Here is a 16,360-nt window from a genome sequence, read left to right as displayed (position 1 = left end):
TTTCTCCCTTCGGTCGAAATGACAAACTACAAGCAAAAAATCTTTGTCAAAGTTTTAAACTTTGACAAAGATTGACAGCATTATAAATAAGTTTCTAATTAATAATTTTACTAGGAGGAAAACCAAACTGCTTTTTAAAACAACGACTAAAATACAGAGGATCATTAAACCCGACTAAATTCGTCACTTCTGAAACATTGTATTTCTTCGTTTTAAGCAGTTCTGCTGATTTCTTCAATCGAATCGTTCTGATGAATTCGTTTGGAGCCAAATCCGTTAATTCTTTGATTTTTCTGTATAATTTTGAAGAACTCACGCCCAATTTATCACACAGAAAATCAGTTGAAAGATCTACTTCACTTAAATTATCGTTGATTAAATTAGTTACTTTTTCCATAAATTCCTCATCAATTGGCGAATGCGTCAGCATACTGACTTTGCTTTCTACTTCTCCGGAGAATTTCTGTTTCAGTTCTAATCTCGATTTGATCATATTTTCTATTACCGTTTTAAGCAATAAAGGCTCAAAAGGTTTTACCAAATAACCGTCGGCGCCTGTATCGTAACCTTTTACTTTGTCCATGTTTTCAGAAAGAGCCGTCAGCATTACAACCGGAATATGACTGATGAATTCATCATTTTTAAGTTCACGACAGAATTCTAATCCGTCCATAATTGGCATCATGACATCGGTAACGCATAAGATTGGTTTAATTTGTCGGCAGATTTTTAGACCTTCCATTCCATTTTCTGCCTCATAAACTTTGTAATAATCAGACAAATAATCTACCAGATATTTTCTAAGTTCGTTATTGTCTTCAATTACTAATATTTTTTCTTTTAAATCGGTATTTTGAATAATTTTCTTCGCCGCTTTTTCAGGAATCAGCATACTCAGATTATCATTTTTAAGCGCATATTCGAATACCTCTTTATTCTCGTAAGAATCACGGTCAATAGGAATTTCCACTCTAAACCTACTTCCTTTTCCCGATGTACTTTCGACAGCAATAGTTCCCTTATGAATCGCAACCAAAGATTTCACCAAAGACAAACCAATCCCCGATCCTGTATTATTCGCTTTACTGTTTGTAGCCTGATAGAATCGTTTAAATATTTTCTCCTGACTCTTTAACGGAATTCCGATTCCGTCATCGGCCACCTCGATTACCAGAATGTCTTCAACCGTATCTTTCAGCCTTACATACAAATCAACGTTTCCATTTTTGTTGGTAAACTTTAAGGCATTCGATAAAAGATTGTAAAGAATCTTATCGTATTTATCATTGTCCAGCCAGCCGTTTATTTCCTCATCTTCGGTAATAAAATTGAGCTTAATCTTTTTATTATATGCCATTTCTTTAAACGAATCGAAAATGTTTTTAGAATAAGGCAGAATATCCGTTTTGGTCACTTTCAGTTTCAATTCGCCTGATTGTGCTTTTCTAAAATCCAATACCTGATTCACTAGATTCAGCAATCTACTGGCATTTTGATAGATTAAATTGTAACGGCTTTTTTCATAATCGGTTGCATTGCTGTTTTCGTCTAAAAGCTGTTTGGCAGGTCCTAAAATCAAAGTTAAAGGCGTTCTTAATTCATGCGAAATATTCGTGAAGAAACGGAGTTTTTCGTTGTTCAGTTTGATGTCGTGTTCTCTGTTTACTTTTTCGGTAAGCAATTCTTGCTTTAAACGAATTCGGTTTTTAATTTCTTTTCTAATGAAATAGAAAATTCCAAACAAAATCGCAAAAAACATCAAAAACGATGTCGGTGTCAGCCAGAACGGAGGCAGAATTTTTATTTTATACGAAACCGTTTTACTCCAATATCCATCACTGTTGCTGGATCTGATTTTAAAAGTATAATTTCCCGGATAAAGGTTGGTATATTGAACTATTCTCGAAGTACTGTTAGCCGTAATCCAATGTTTGTCAAAACCTTCCAGCATGTATTGAAACTTATTCAGCTTTTCATTTGCAAAAGATGGAGCCGAAAACTGAAGAGAAAAATTTCGGTTTTTATGGCTTAATTCTATTTCATTTCCATAATTCAAATCCTTAGAAAGCGGAATTTCTCCATTGATTTCCATTTCCGGAAATACTTCTTCGTTCTGAATTTTAAACTCCGAAATCACAGGTAATGGTGACCAATTGTTTCTTTTCATTGCCGGTGGCGAAAAAGAAATAATTCCGTTTTTACCTCCAAGGAAAATATTCGAATTATTAAAATAAAAGAAACCGCTCGAACTGAAAACGTCCAGTCTGTTTCCACTGTTTACATGGTAAATACTAATATCTTTTAGATTAGATTTTACGAAAGCAATATTATTGTTGTTGATATTCAGCCAAAGATTTCCATTGGCATCAGATAAAATATCGGTAATCCATTTTCCCGAAAGTTCTTTCAGATTTTTTACAGGCTCAAACTCATTCTTTTTCGGATTAAACAAACACAATCCGAAACGCGTTGAAGCCCAGATTTTTCCTTTTACATCTACTAAAACATCACTTACATTTTCATCATGTGGGACACCTTTTTCTTTGACAAAAAGTGATGAATACGTTTCTATTTTTCCTGAAGTAATATTGTATTTCACCACTCCGGTTTCAGTCGCAAACCATACGTTATTTTTAGCATCTCTCTCGATAGCATTAATCTGAAAATCAGGTAATAGTTTACTTGACGTTTCTACTTGCAGTGTTTTAGTATTTAGTATTACAGCTCCTTCTCCAAAAGACCCCACAATTATTTTATCCTCTGCAATTTTTCGAAAAGCAAAAACAGGCGATTTTTCAAATCCTGCCTTTATTTCCCTCGAAGAATTATTCATGTAATTGTACACCAGAATGTTTCCGTCCCACAGTCCACAATAAAAAATCCTTCCATCATCAGAATAAATGCTGGCAATATCTTTTCCGGTATTGTGTAAAGGAGTTGAGCCTTTTATATTCGAAAGATAAAGTCCGTTATGATAGGTTGCAACAATTACTTTTTCATCATAAGTCTTAGCAAAACCACGAATTCTAGGTGCCTGATTGCCAATCGAACGTGAAATATCTTTGTTTAAAGTAAACTGATTTTCATATGGATCGTATTTGTCCAAACCGTCTTCAGTTCCAATCCATAATACTCCGGATTTATCAAAATACAGGGATGCAATTAAATTATCGACAAGCGAAGTATCATCAGACAAAATTGAATAATACCATTTGTAATTGCCGCTTTGAATGTCTTCCAGCTGATCGCAAACTAATAATCCGCCTAAAGTTCCAACCCAATATTTTCCGTCGGGAGCTTGTGCAACCGATAGAAAATAAGGGCCTAAAGCACCTCTAACCTGTTTGTTATCAATATATAAATTAACAAATTGATTTCTGGTTTTGTCTAGTTTATACAATCCTTCGCGAGTACCAATAAAAATATCCGACTTGGAATCTTCGTAAATAAAGTTGATGTATGGATTTTTGACGCTTGAATTTGGAACAGAAAGTGTATAGGTGTTAATCCTTACAATCGCTCCTTTTGTGTCCATTGTAATTTTGGCCACACCTGATTTTTCGTAGCTTCCCACCCAGACATTGCCTTTTTTATCTTCGAAAATTTCTTTAACGTAATCAAAACCTTTAAGCTTAATTTTGTCAAATCGGTTTTCCTTCAAAGAAAATAAATAGGCTCCTTTGTTCTTGGTACCTACCCAGACTCTATTAAACTTATCTACGTGAACTGATCTCACTTCATCATCCGGAAGACTGTTTGGATCGGCTTTCTTATGAAAAAAAGTAGTAAAAACATGAGTATCCATCTGAAAAAGCGTCAATCCTTTTCGGGTTCCAATCCATAACTGATTGGCTTTTTCGTCCAGTTCTAAAGCTGTGATATCATCATTGTATAATTTATTTTTTCCAGGTGTAGAACTCATGTAGTTTTTGAACTGATAACCGTCAAAACGATTCAATCCAGAGAACGTTCCAAACCACATAAAACCTTTTTTATCCTGTACAATATGACGTACTGAATTATGAGACAAACCATTATTATCATTGTAATGCGTAAATTTTATATTCTGTGAATAAGAATTATAAAAAAAGGCAACAAATAAAAATAATATAGGGTATTTTGGTTTCATGTAAATAAATTATAACTGCAATTTAATCTTTTTGATTTAATAAATATCAAAATTATTTAACAGATAAATTATCAATTTTATTATTTTTCAAATCAATTTTAAAATGGTCCGAAGGCTCGCCATTCATGGTTTTGTAGAATATTTCTGCCCATAAAACCACTTTTGGATTATCTGATTTTTTTAACTGCCTGCAGATCAATTCATATTCTTTTAATCTTTTGTTTCCAATTTTTGAAAAGGCCAGTTCATCGGCACTTTTTAAGCGGTAAAAATCGAAAATCATATCAAAACCATTCCATGATTCAAAATCAGAAATAGTGAAAGAATTGGATTTCAAAAGAGAATCAATTTCAGTTTTATTCGTATTCAGCAACAATAAATCCTTTCCTGAAAGATTCTCAATTGATTTTAAAAAATCGGCTGGAAAATCTTCCGGTAAAAAACGTAAACGCATTAATTCCTTTAAGTGCCAATTGGTAAATTCTTCATAATCTTTGGCATTCAGAATTTCTTTTTGCCAAATATCTTTGCTTTTAATTTCTTTTAAATGAGCATATTCTTCTTCATAAAAAGGAAATAAACTATTGAATTTATTGACTTTTCCAATCACAACCGTTTCCACTTCAAAATCAGTATCAGAATGAATCGTCAATATTTTATAAGCCGGCATGTACGCGGCAAGCGATGGCGTCTGGATATTAAACAACGTATTTCCCTTTGCCGACGTTCTAACGCCTGTATCGTTGATGTGCATGTGTCCACCAAAATGAATCTGAATTCCGGCATCTGCAAATTGCTGTGCCACTTCTTCATCCGGAACGCGCTGTAACTGCATTTTGTTTGCTCCAAAAAGCTGTTTTAATTCAGGCGAAGCATCATCATTAAAATCAACCATCGGATAATGACTGAAAGCAATCAGTACTTTTCCTTTTTGTTTCGCTTCCGCGGAAACCTTTTTCACCCAATTTAAAAGATGCCTTTTATAAATCAAAACGTTGTTGTAACCTGTATTTGCGCCCGAAAAATCATGCGGGTTATTGGATTCTCCTGATAATTTTTCATTTGGAACGTAGGCATTTGCATCTATTGCCAAAAGCCAAACTCCTTTAATTGGTTCTACTAAATAACTCACATCGGGCAGATACAAATTGGTATTTTTTATTAGATACGTTCTTTTTTCTAAAACGGATTCTTTTTGAGCTTCTTCAAAATTGTAATTCTCATAATGGTAATCAGAAAAAGGTGTTTCCCAATACAAATCGGTTTTCTTTGGAAAAAAACCAAAATCACGCATTTCGTTTATCGTTTCTTTGTACCCCCAGTTTTTTATATCGGCTGTAATGATGGGTTCTAATTCGCTTTTGTTTTTGTTGAAATTGTTTGAAGAACTGCTGATAATCTGCTCTTTTCCATCTTTTCCTAAAAAATCGGTTTTAACGGCATCTTGTGAAAATGGTCTTACCACGTCATGATTTCCTGTAGTGACATAAAACGAAAGTCCGTGTTTTTGGGAATATTCGTTGAGTATTTTTCGCAATCCACGTACGTGGACGGGTTGTCCGTCATCGCTGAAATCGCCTGGAAGCACTACTTGTTTGATACCTCTTTTGACAATATCATTTAAAGCTTCTAAAAAAGCGAAATAATTTTCATTGAAAATTCTTGTAGAATGCAACTGCGAATTCATAGTTCGGATATTGGCATATTCGCCCGTTACCGGATTTGGAATTCCCTTGTAATCGCTGTCTTTGAATTTCGCAAAAATGTCTTGTAAATGAGCATCGGCTATAAAAGCAATCTGAACTTCTTTTTTCGTAGTCTGCTGTGATTTGCAGGAATATAAAGAAAGTAGTATTACCAATATAGCCGATATTCTAAACATGTATTTTGTTTTTTAATTTTATGATTATCCTTTATTTTTCTTATTCTAAAAGTAGAAAAACTGTAAAATCGGACGCGGATTAAACAGATTCGCTAACGCGAAGACGCGGATAAAAACGGATTTTTTTATTAAACTTTTAAATAAATTATCCGTTTTATCCGCGTCTTTACAAAGTAAATCCGTTTAATCCGCGTCCTTGTTTAAGGGATAATTCAATTATTTTTTAATATATGCTTCTAATTTATCTAAAGTGTTTAGTTCTGTTTCTCTTGCACATGAAGATAAAATGGTTGTCTCGATATTTTTTGCTGGTTTTGAAATCAACAAATACTGTGTTCCGTCATCTGTATTTTTTTCAAAATCTTTTGGATTGTACTTAATTGCTCCTCCAACTTCAACAATTTCGGCAGCAACGTCTTCTGGATGTTTTCCCCAAACTGCGATATAATTTGCTCCTTTTTTCGTTGCAGAATCTTTAAAGTAATTTACTCCAGTTGCAAATTGTACTTTTTCTCCAGTTAAGGAAACGGCTTCCACTTTTGCTTCTCTTTTACCTGAAAATACGGTCACACGAACTAGAATGTCAACTTTTTTTCCTTTGTAAGGCACCCCTCTTGAAATCATTTCCATCCAAGAAGTGGTATCTGTTTTTCCAACTCTTGCCAAACGATTGGTAACCGGATTCAAAGGCACTAATTTCTCTCCATCCCAAAGTTTTACACCTCCTAAACCAACAGTTGAAGCCACTTTATAATAATCAGCTCCCCAACCTTCTTTTTGCTGTTCTGGTGTTGGATACCAATTGGCTTTTCTTAATTCTAAGCCTGGTTTTGCTTTAGAATAAACGTCGATTGCTACTTTATCGCTAAAGTAAATTCGCAATGCCATCCATTCGTTTTCAACCGCTGGACCGTGATGTCCGATTGTTTTATATAAATCCCCTGAATCTGAGCCGATGTCTGATAAATAAGTAATTTTGTCCGACTTCATATACAAACTGTTGTCCGTATTATTCTGTCCAAAACAAACACAGCAAAAAAGAAAAGAGGTTACGATAGATAGTTTCATAATTTAAAATATTATAGTTTAAGTTGTAATTCCTGTAAATTTAAAAACAACTTTTAAAAATCTACTAAGAATTTTTCAATCTAATCCTAAAATATTGTCATTTGATGATGAAAAGGCGTGAATCCAGTTATGTAAACATGCTCTCCACTGGTACGCAAACTTCCTTGATGGTAGGTGTATTCTTCACTTTCCAGATTTTCGACATTCAAATGCTCGCATTTTCCTGGTCCAAATTTTATGGCATCTCCTGCCATAGAAACTTCCCCGTAACCCGTTTTAAGAAAATAATTTTTCTTTTCATCTTCTATTGCTCCATTTACAATACTTTTTTCGTTGAAGCACATTTCAATCGTGACCTCAACATTTGGCGGACCATCTACCTTAAAATCCAAATTTAATGCTCCGTTATTCTCCGTAATTTCAATTACTGTAACTTGTTTTTTGACATTACTTTTTATTCTCGAATCAAAATCCATTTTGTTCCAAAATCTTCCATCCAATGATTCTGATAATTTATAATCTCCATCCGATTTTCGATATTCAGGGGCAAGAGGCTGATAATAATCTGCTTCTTTGGTTTCGGTCAAAATATATTTATTTCCTTCTTTTACAATTCCGTTGCTGCTGAAATATCCCATTCTAAAAAACGAAGTGGAAAGACGCATGTATTTTAAAATAGATTCTCCTTTTCTGTACATTAAAAAATTAGGATTTGATGATCTTCCTGATACAATCTGAACCGGCTGATCGTTTCCTCCAAATAGCGTAATCGATGTTTTCTCTCTTCTGATTCTGGCTAAATTCGAAAGAACAAAAAACTTCTCGAAATCATTTGGAACATTGCTTACAGCGGGAACTTGCTTTTGAAGGTCTTCATTTTCCATAAAAAAAGCTAACGAATCTGATAAAATATCACTTGTGAATTCCGGAAGTTTTTCGATTGTACTTACCATAGAAACAAACATCGGATTTTGAGTACGAATAGCCATATAACGATATTGCCAATAAAATTTCGTCACTTTCAAAGCCATAAATTGATCCTGTCTTTTGGAATCAACAGTAACCAAATCACCGTTAGTTTCTGTATAATAGAAATACGTAATTAAATTTTTATTTACAATTTCCAATAATTGCGGTCTTTTCAGCAATCTTGCCATCGTAATTAAAGCTTTATCAATTACTGCCGAATAAATACCGCTTCGTTCTGAATAGTGTCCATCCTCGTTAAGATAAATTCCTTCTGCCAGCCATTCGTCAATTCGGTTCACATATCTGGGATCTGGATACAGCGCATTAATATTGGCTAAAGCGGCGCAAATAACCCATCTATGATTTGGCGTATGAACACCTCCTGTTATCATCGCTTCGCCTGCATTTAAAATAAATTGCTTTATTTTTTCACGAAGCAATGTCAGATCTCGCTGTTTACTTTTATTCAACAATACTGCTGCTGGACATATATATTCTAAAATAAAAGCGGTGTCTGGCGGAGATTGTCTGTTTCCGCCTGCATCTAAAGTTCCGTCGCTATATTGGTCTTTTAACAAAATAGCTATCGCTTCATTCATCTTTTCAACTAAAAGAGGCGACTTGTAATATTCCGAACCCGAATTGCATAATGAAGCTGACATTACAGTTATAGTATTGGCAATGCCCCGAAAATTATTGATTCTAATGGACGGATCTTGTGATGGCTGGTTCAATAAACTTTTGACTTTGGCATCGTTGTACTGAATTAGTTTTTTCATTAACTGAAGATCTTCTTTTGAGGCTGTACCTTCTGAAAAAAAATCATTGGCAAAAAGAGTATTACTCATCAAAACACCTCCTAATGATAAACTGCTCAATCTGATAAATTCGCCACGGCTCATATGATGTTTCATGATACTTTTTTTAATTAATGAAAAATACTTTATTCAATTATTTTAAACACATAGAAACATAGTTTTTGATTGTCTAAAAAGAAGACAAAAAGAAACTAGGTTTCTAACACATAGACTATGTGTTTTTATGTGAGTGAAACGCCTTTAACAAGCATTGTAATCTATGTTTCTATGTGTTTAAAAATTCTCACCAGTTTTATTAATCCACTACTTTTACCAAGGTCGGATTAATTCCTAGCGGGTTTTTGATGATTTTACAGATTAAAGGAAACTCAGGATTTTTGATAATCCACATTTCGGTTTCATCTATTTGTGCTTTTACATGTATTGTTTCGATTGTTTTTCCATCAATTGAAACGCCGTTTTTATCTTCACTTTTATCCAGAACATAAGTCGTGTTATTGTAAATAAAGGAATTGTTTTTCAATAAATCCTGATAAGCTGACTGTGAAATCATAAAAAACGTTTCAGTTGGTTTTAAGTTTAAAATCGGTGCATATTCTCCTTGATTAAAACTTAATTCAGTTCCATTTTTTACGGCTTCAGGAAGCATTACTATTTTACTTTTTACACCTCTGGTCTCCAGTTTAAAAGCCAATGCATTGTTGGAAGTTTCCGCCGTAAGCTGTAAAGTTCTTGTTTGTCCGTGCAGTTTGCAGACATAATGCAATTGGGTATTGTTTTTTAATGTTGGAATGTAATTCTGAGAAAATCCTTTCTGATAAACAATGCAGAAAAGAATCATTAAAAATATATTTTTCATCTTGTTCATCATTTTATTTTGCAGGTGGTAAAATTGTTGTTCCCCAGGCTGAAGGTTTCGAATCCATTTCTAAAATCAGTTCTCCTCCGTTATTAATATCATCGTGCAAAATCCATGCTTTGTTATATGGTTTTCCGTTTAACCAAGCGGTTTTAATGTATTTGTTTTTATCACTCATTTTTTTAGTAGTGATTTTAAAACTTTTACCGTTTTCTAATTTCATAACCGTTTCTTTTATCAAAGGCGTATTAATCAAATAATAAGGCTGTCCTGCATTTGGATACAATCCCATCATGTGGAAAGCCAGCCACGAAGACATCGCTCCTGAATCGTCATTACCTGGAAGTCCTTCTCTTGATGTATTGAAATTATTTTTGATAATCGTTCTGATTCTGTCACTGCTCAAATACGGTTTTCCAATCCAGTGATACAAACAAGGCGTTAAGAATGAAGGTTCATTGGCAACATTAAATAAATTATTATCAAAGAAAATGTCTAGTCTGTTTTCGAATGCTTTTTCTCCACCTGATTTTTTTACCAGTTCTGGAATATCGTGTGGCAAACTAAAGGAATATTCCCAGGAAGTTCCTTCGTAGAAAAACACGCACCAGTGGCAGACATACCAAGGCGATTCGATAATAACCGGTGTATATTTAAAAGTCGGTTTTTGGATTTTAGATTCGCCAAAAACAACATCATCCAGCCAATTTCCGTCTTTGTCTTTTGGCATGATAAATCCTTTTGCACCGTTATTTTCATAATCTGCACGCCATAAGTTTTGCCAGTTTTCGGCCTGTTTCATGTATTGATTGTACAAATCTGTTTTACCTAAACCTTTTGCTACAGTCGCAATATTATAATCGTTATATGAATAATCAATAGTTCGGTTTCCAGCGCGGTCTGTGCCGTAAGGAACGTAACCTAATTTCAGATAATCTAAAAGTCCGCCTCTTCCTTCTCTTTCTTCATTTCCTCCCGGAGGTACTGTAGCATCTTTAATCATGGCTTGTAAAGCCAATTCATAATCGATTCCTTTTAAATTTTTCACAAAAGCATCGGCAATTACAACCTCAGCGTTAGATCCGCCCTGCGTTCTTCCGTTATCGTTTCCGCTTCTGCCTTCAGGCATGTATCCTTCGCGTTTGTAAATATTCAGCATTGCATTGATGATATCTACTTTTCGTTTACTGTCAATCAATGTAATTAACGGACTTGACGTTCTAAAGGTGTCCCAAATCGTATAAAAATCATCATAATACGGTTCGTCATTTGTCCATAACGGATTTTCTCCTGTTCTGTCAACCGGCATAATCATCGTGTGGTACAAACCCGTGTAGAACATTTTTCTGTATTCTACCGAAGTATCATCTGATAATTTAATTCGGCTTAATAAATCTTCCCATTTATTTTCTAAAGTGGCTAAAACGGTATTGAAATTCCAATGCGGGATTTCGACTTCTATATTATTCTTCGCTTTTAATTCGCTTAAGAATGAAATTCCGATTTTGACATTCAATTCTTCTTTTCCAGAATTTACGAAAGAAAGCAAAGCTCCTGTTTTCTTTCCAGAATCAAATTGTGCTTTTTGATTGTTGTAAAATTTTCCGTCTTTAAAAGTGACAAATTTGGCAATCGGCTGATCGAAAACGGCCCAGAAATAAACTGTATAAGCTCTTCCGTTATTCCATCCTCCTCTGATTCGGCTATAGCCTCTTACTTCGGTATCTGAAACGATTTCGATTTGAGAACCTACAAACTGCTGGGCTTCTCTGGCATCGGGAATCTTTTCTTCGCCAAGGAAAAATCCAGGATCAATTTTTAATTCTTTTGATTTATTTTTTGGATAAGTTATTCTGTAAAATGAAACTTTCTCTCCTGTCGTTATTTCAGTTTTAATATTATTTTCTTTGAAAACCGTTTCATAATAACCCAGTTTTACATTTTCTTCTGCTCTGAAAGAAGTTTGATCCATCTTATCCAAAGCACCCGAAAACGGCATAATCTGAATATTTCCGTATTTTGGACCTCCGCCGGTTCCGCTCACGTGTACCTGACTGAATCCTGTTACTTCTTTTGGCATTGGAAGCCATCCACTGTTTGGACTCGAAGTACAGTCTGGACTTGGTTTTACCATTCCGTACGGACAGGAAGGGCCAATAAAAACCCTGCCCACTCCTTCTGAACCAATCATAGGATCGACGTATTGATGCACTTTTTGCTGGGCATTACCTGTAATTGTAAGAAATGATATTCCTAAAAAAAAGATAAACTTGGATGCTCTTTTCATTGTGGTTACTTCTTTGTTTTTTGTTGGCATGTATAATTATTTTTAATATTTTTCAAATAACTATAATTCTATTTTCCTTTACGTTAATAGGGCGTTAACCCAACGTTATATTACTATTTTCAAGGTTTTGACTGAGCTGACATTTGTAAAATCAATTCGCCTCCATTGGTAATCTCCTGATGCGAAAGTCTAAAATCTTTCACCTCGTTATTGTTGAATTTGATGTCTTTAATATAGACATTTTCAGGATTGTTGTTCTGCGCATAAATCACAAATGTTTTCCCTGAATAATATTTTGGGTTTAATGTAATCGTGATTTTATTAAATATCGGACTTCCAATTTCGTAATCGGCATCTTTATCTGTTCCTCCATTCATTTGAAATAAACCTAATTTCAATAAAACGTTAAGACTTCCCATTAATCCCTGATCTTCGTCTCCGTTATATCCGGTTGCAGGCGATAAACCGCTGAAGGTTGCTTTTACAACGTTTCTTGTCCAATACTGCGTTAAATCCGGTCTTCCTAAAACGGTAAAAATATTAGAAGTCTGCATAGACGGCTGATTTCCGAAATTTAACGGAATTCGGCTAAACTCTGGGTGCAATTCTGCATCGTGAGATGTGCCCGAAGTATAATTTTGTTTTTTAGCCGTTTCAAATTGCGCATTTAATTTCTCTACTGCTTTTTGTTTTCCTCCCATTAAATTCGCCAAACCTTCAATATCATGTGGTACAAACCAGGTAGATTGTGCTCCGTTGGATTCTATAAATCCATTTTCATATTGATACGGATCGTAATTTTCGCGCCATTTTCCTTCTACATTTTTCGGACGCATCCAGCCTATTTTAGTGTCAAAAACATTTTTATAGTTTTGGGCTCTTTTCATGAAATAGTTGTAATCTTCTTCATGATTGAGTTTTTTAGCCAATTGTGCTAAAGTCCAGTCCTGATAAGCATATTCTAGAGTCTGGCTTGCACCGTCTTCGTGGCTTCCGAAATTTCCATCAGGAAGCGGATACGGCACATATCCTTTTTCTAAATAATACTTTAAACCTCCACCAATATTGGTTTTATGTTCATATCCAGCTTTTTCCATAATACCGCCTGGCATATGATTTTTTTTGAGTGCAATATAAATTTCCTCTAAATTTTCTTTTACAATTCCTTTTTGAATGGCGCTGACAATAAATGGCGTTGTTGAAGCTCCAGTCATTACATAGGTGTCATTTCCTCCAGAAGGTCCACGCGGGATTATGCCGCCGTCTTTGTAATACTGCATGAGCGAATACACAAATTCTTCCATAATTTCAGGATATACCAATCCCCAAAGATTATTGATAGTCCATTGTGCGCCCCAAAAAGCATCAGAATTGTAGTGATTGAATTTTGGTTTTCCATCGGCATTTAACGGCAAATGTCCCACCCTGAACTTGTCACCTGTATTATCAGGATAGGCTCCATTTGCGTCACTAACCATTTTTCTTCCTTGCAGGGCATGCCATAAATCAGTGTAAAATCTTCTTTGGTCGGTTTCGGTTCCGCCTTCTACTTTTATTCTTCCTAATAAATCGCTCCATACTTTTCTGGAATCAGCCGTTATTTGGTTAAAGTTCCAGTGCGGTAATTCGGTTTCGATATTGTTATTGGCATTTTCAATTGAAGTATAAGAAATACCAACTTTCATTAATACTTGTTCTTTGGTTTTACCAAAATGAATCAAATAATTTCCTGTCGCAGTATCTTTTTCTACAGAAGAAATTGGCTCATTGGTTTTCACTTTAAAAAACACGGTCAATGGTTTTGGACGTCTGAAATTGGTACTTAAAACCAAAGAACCTGAAAGTTCAAAATCATTGTTTTTTTCTAATGTTCCGTTTGTGTTGTCGCAAGGGCCTAAAACAGTATTCAAATTAAAAAGAACTGCTTTTTGTGCCTCTTTCGGAAATGTATATTGATGAAAACCAACTCTTGGTGTGCTGGTTAATTCTGTTTTGATTTGATATCGATCTAATTTTAACGAATGATATCCTGGTGTTATAATTTCGGTCTGATGACTGAATTTGGAATAAAAATCTTTGAAAATCGTTTTTTTATTTTCTTCTGAAATGGTCACCGGCATTACGGATACGCCCGACAGCTGCCATTCGTGAACGTGACTAAAACCTTTAACTGTATCTGTAGTATATTTATAACCACCTCCCCAATCTCCTTTAATTTCTGTATCAGGATTTAAGTTAACCATACCAAACGGACGACTGGCTGATGAAAAGAAAAACCATCTTGAATTTTCAGTGTCCAACAACGGATAAACCATGTCTGATAACTGTTTTTTCTTTAAAGAAACAGTTTTCTGAGCGTTGCACGACACTAAAAAAATAAGGGTTAAACTTATTGCGATGCGTCCTATTTTATTGATTTGATTTAGTTCCATTTATTCTGTTTGTATTGATGAGGACTATTGGTTTATACAGGATTTTTTGTGCTGAATTGAAAAGAATGTTTACAAAGCTTAATCTTTCGTCAGGGTCTCAGGAATTACATTCGATTAAGCTTTGTATTCATTCAAAAAATGAAAATGAAAATGAAACTAAACTGGTTATCATGAGCAACCAAAAAACCAGTTTTCTTTTTAGTAAAAAAGGAGAAGAATTTTTACGCTCTTCTCCTTTCACAATTAAAATTGAATTACAATGCGTACTTAACTAAATTCTTATTCTTAATATCCATCATTTTGTGTTAATGCTGGATTTAAGACCATTGCATTTGTTGGAATTGGGAATACACGACGGTAAGTGTCTGTATTAGTTTTATACCCCCAAGATCCTTCATATTTTCCAAAACGAATCATGTCGTTTCTATGCCAAGCTTCCCAAGCAAATTCACGGCTTCTTTCTTTGTAAAGATCCTCTAACGAAACACCGCTTAAGGCTGCAGAAGTCGTACGATTAGAACGAACCATATTTACTAATATATCTGCATTCTGTCCTAAAGTAGCACCTCCACCACGTAAAATAGATTCTGCTTTCATTAAAAGAACGTCTGAATAACGTAAGAAAGGAACATCATTCTTTTGGTTACGGTTTGTTGAAGTTGCATCTGGATAAAATTTGATATTTCTATATCCCATGTTCCAAGCGATTTCGTCGTTTCCAAGGTCAAATAAAGTCACACTCTGACGAGGGATAATATCTGGTGTCAAATTTACTTGATAAGTATAAGTGGCACCTCCATCAGATCCTGTGTAAAACTGATCGTATCCTTTTTTAGTAGTAGTAACCATTACCGGCGTTACACCATCATTCATAAACTGAAGTCCTGTAAGCCATTGTCTGTTACGAATATCATTTGGATCATTAAAGTAAGCATAGAACTCAGGCAGGGTACTTCTAGGTGCACTTGGCGTGAAAGAAAGACCGAATTTAGCTCTTTCAGAGCGTGGTACATCATAACGTGCGTGGTACATTTGACCATTGTAACCCACCGTAACTGCTGCAGGATCGTAAGGAACTGCAAAAATGAATTCTTTCATTGCTGGTCCGTTGGTTGGATAAAACATTTGCAAATATGATGCTCTTGGTTCCACTGCGTATAAACCTGAGTTAATTACCTCATCGCAAGCTGCAATACACTCGTTATAACGTGCAGTTCCAGTATAAATATTGGCATTCAAATATAACTTTGCTAACATTGCATTAGCCGTTTGTTTATTTGGTCTTCCGTAAGTAGCAACACCAGATGCAGGGTTTAAATTTGGGACAGCGCTTTTTAATTCTTTCTCAATAAAATTGAAAACTTCTGCTCTTGGTGTTTTAGCATGAGATGTAAAATCCCCATATAACGTATCCAATGGCACATCTCCATAACTGTCCATTAACATAAAATAGGAAATGGCACGCATTGTTTTTAACTCTGAAATCAAAGTTTTTTTCTCTGCACCTTCCGGCATTGTCTGTCTTAAGATAGAAATTGCCTGATTGCTTGTTCCGATCACTTTAGATGACCAATCCCAAAGACTTCCGATAATACCATTATCTGCATTCCAGTCATGAAAATGCATTGCAATATAGTTTCGGTTATCAAACCAGTTTCCCCCTCTTGAAGGAAGAATAGATTCATCTGTAGATAAAGACTGAGACCACCACCAAGCAAATGAAAACTCACCTCGGAAAGCTGCATAAACCGGTCCTGTTGTCTGAATATATTGTGTTGAATTTTGTGGAAATACTTCAGGCGTCAACTGCGTTGTAATAGGCACATCAAGATCACTGCAAGACCATACTAAACCAGCCATCAATACTGGAAGACCTAAATATTTTAATATCTTTTTCATAATTTTTAGCATTTAAT

General features: G+C 34.9%; 8 protein-coding genes. All 8 read right to left on the bottom strand.

All coding sequences use genetic code 11. The features are described from left to right. Positions 1-94 precede the first annotated feature (94 nt). Positions 95-4,129, bottom strand: coding sequence for a hybrid sensor histidine kinase/response regulator transcription factor (locus BM289_RS10930; RefSeq protein ID WP_091493157.1), 4,035 nt, complete (start codon positions 4,127-4,129; stop codon positions 95-97). 52 nt (positions 4,130-4,181) lie between these two features. Continuing rightward, entirely contained in the window at positions 4,182-6,011 is a 1,830-nt protein-coding gene (locus BM289_RS10925) for a metallophosphoesterase family protein (protein ID WP_091493156.1), read from the bottom strand. A 216-nt stretch (positions 6,012-6,227) separates the two neighbouring features. Then, entirely contained in the window at positions 6,228-7,079 is an 852-nt protein-coding gene (locus BM289_RS10920) for a DUF4861 family protein (protein WP_091493155.1), read from the bottom strand. Between the two features lie 86 nt (positions 7,080-7,165). Next, positions 7,166-8,962 (bottom strand): hypothetical protein, encoded by a 1,797-nt coding sequence (locus BM289_RS10915; RefSeq protein WP_143102068.1) that lies wholly within the window; start codon positions 8,960-8,962, stop codon positions 7,166-7,168. A gap of 199 nt (positions 8,963-9,161) precedes the next feature. Then, a complete protein-coding gene (locus tag BM289_RS10910; RefSeq protein WP_091493385.1) occupies positions 9,162-9,725 on the bottom strand; it encodes a hypothetical protein in 564 nt (187 codons plus the stop codon). A 13-nt stretch (positions 9,726-9,738) separates the two neighbouring features. Next, entirely contained in the window at positions 9,739-12,042 is a 2,304-nt protein-coding gene (locus tag BM289_RS10905) for a GH92 family glycosyl hydrolase (protein WP_244165360.1), read from the bottom strand. Between the two features lie 89 nt (positions 12,043-12,131). Next, positions 12,132-14,444: a GH92 family glycosyl hydrolase gene (locus BM289_RS10900; protein ID WP_091493152.1), complete on the bottom strand. Its 2,313-nt coding sequence runs from the start codon at positions 14,442-14,444 to the stop codon at positions 12,132-12,134. A gap of 285 nt (positions 14,445-14,729) precedes the next feature. Then, positions 14,730-16,343: a RagB/SusD family nutrient uptake outer membrane protein gene (locus tag BM289_RS10890; RefSeq protein WP_091493149.1), complete on the bottom strand. Its 1,614-nt coding sequence runs from the start codon at positions 16,341-16,343 to the stop codon at positions 14,730-14,732. Positions 16,344-16,360: the final 17 nt, after the last annotated feature.

The sequence above is a fragment of the Flavobacterium phragmitis genome, assembly GCF_900112575.1.
GTDB classification, from domain to species: Bacteria; Bacteroidota; Bacteroidia; order Flavobacteriales; family Flavobacteriaceae; genus Flavobacterium; species Flavobacterium phragmitis.
This window is presented reverse-complemented; position numbering and strand designations above follow the sequence as displayed.

Excerpts from the sequence above, each read along its gene's own strand:
- BM289_RS10930 (WP_091493157.1), bottom strand. The coding sequence starts at position 4,129 with ATGAAACCAAAATACCCTATATTATTTTTATTTGTTGCCTTTTTTTAT.
- BM289_RS10925 (WP_091493156.1), bottom strand. The coding sequence starts at position 6,011 with ATGTTTAGAATATCGGCTATATTGGTAATACTACTTTCTTTATATTCC.
- BM289_RS10920 (WP_091493155.1), bottom strand. The coding sequence starts at position 7,079 with ATGAAACTATCTATCGTAACCTCTTTTCTTTTTTGCTGTGTTTGTTTT.
- BM289_RS10915 (WP_143102068.1), bottom strand. The coding sequence starts at position 8,962 with ATGAAACATCATATGAGCCGTGGCGAATTTATCAGATTGAGCAGTTTA.
- BM289_RS10910 (WP_091493385.1), bottom strand. The coding sequence starts at position 9,725 with ATGAAAAATATATTTTTAATGATTCTTTTCTGCATTGTTTATCAGAAA.
- BM289_RS10905 (WP_244165360.1), bottom strand. The coding sequence starts at position 12,042 with ATGCCAACAAAAAACAAAGAAGTAACCACAATGAAAAGAGCATCCAAG.
- BM289_RS10900 (WP_091493152.1), bottom strand. The coding sequence starts at position 14,444 with ATGGAACTAAATCAAATCAATAAAATAGGACGCATCGCAATAAGTTTA.
- BM289_RS10890 (WP_091493149.1), bottom strand. The coding sequence starts at position 16,343 with ATGAAAAAGATATTAAAATATTTAGGTCTTCCAGTATTGATGGCTGGT.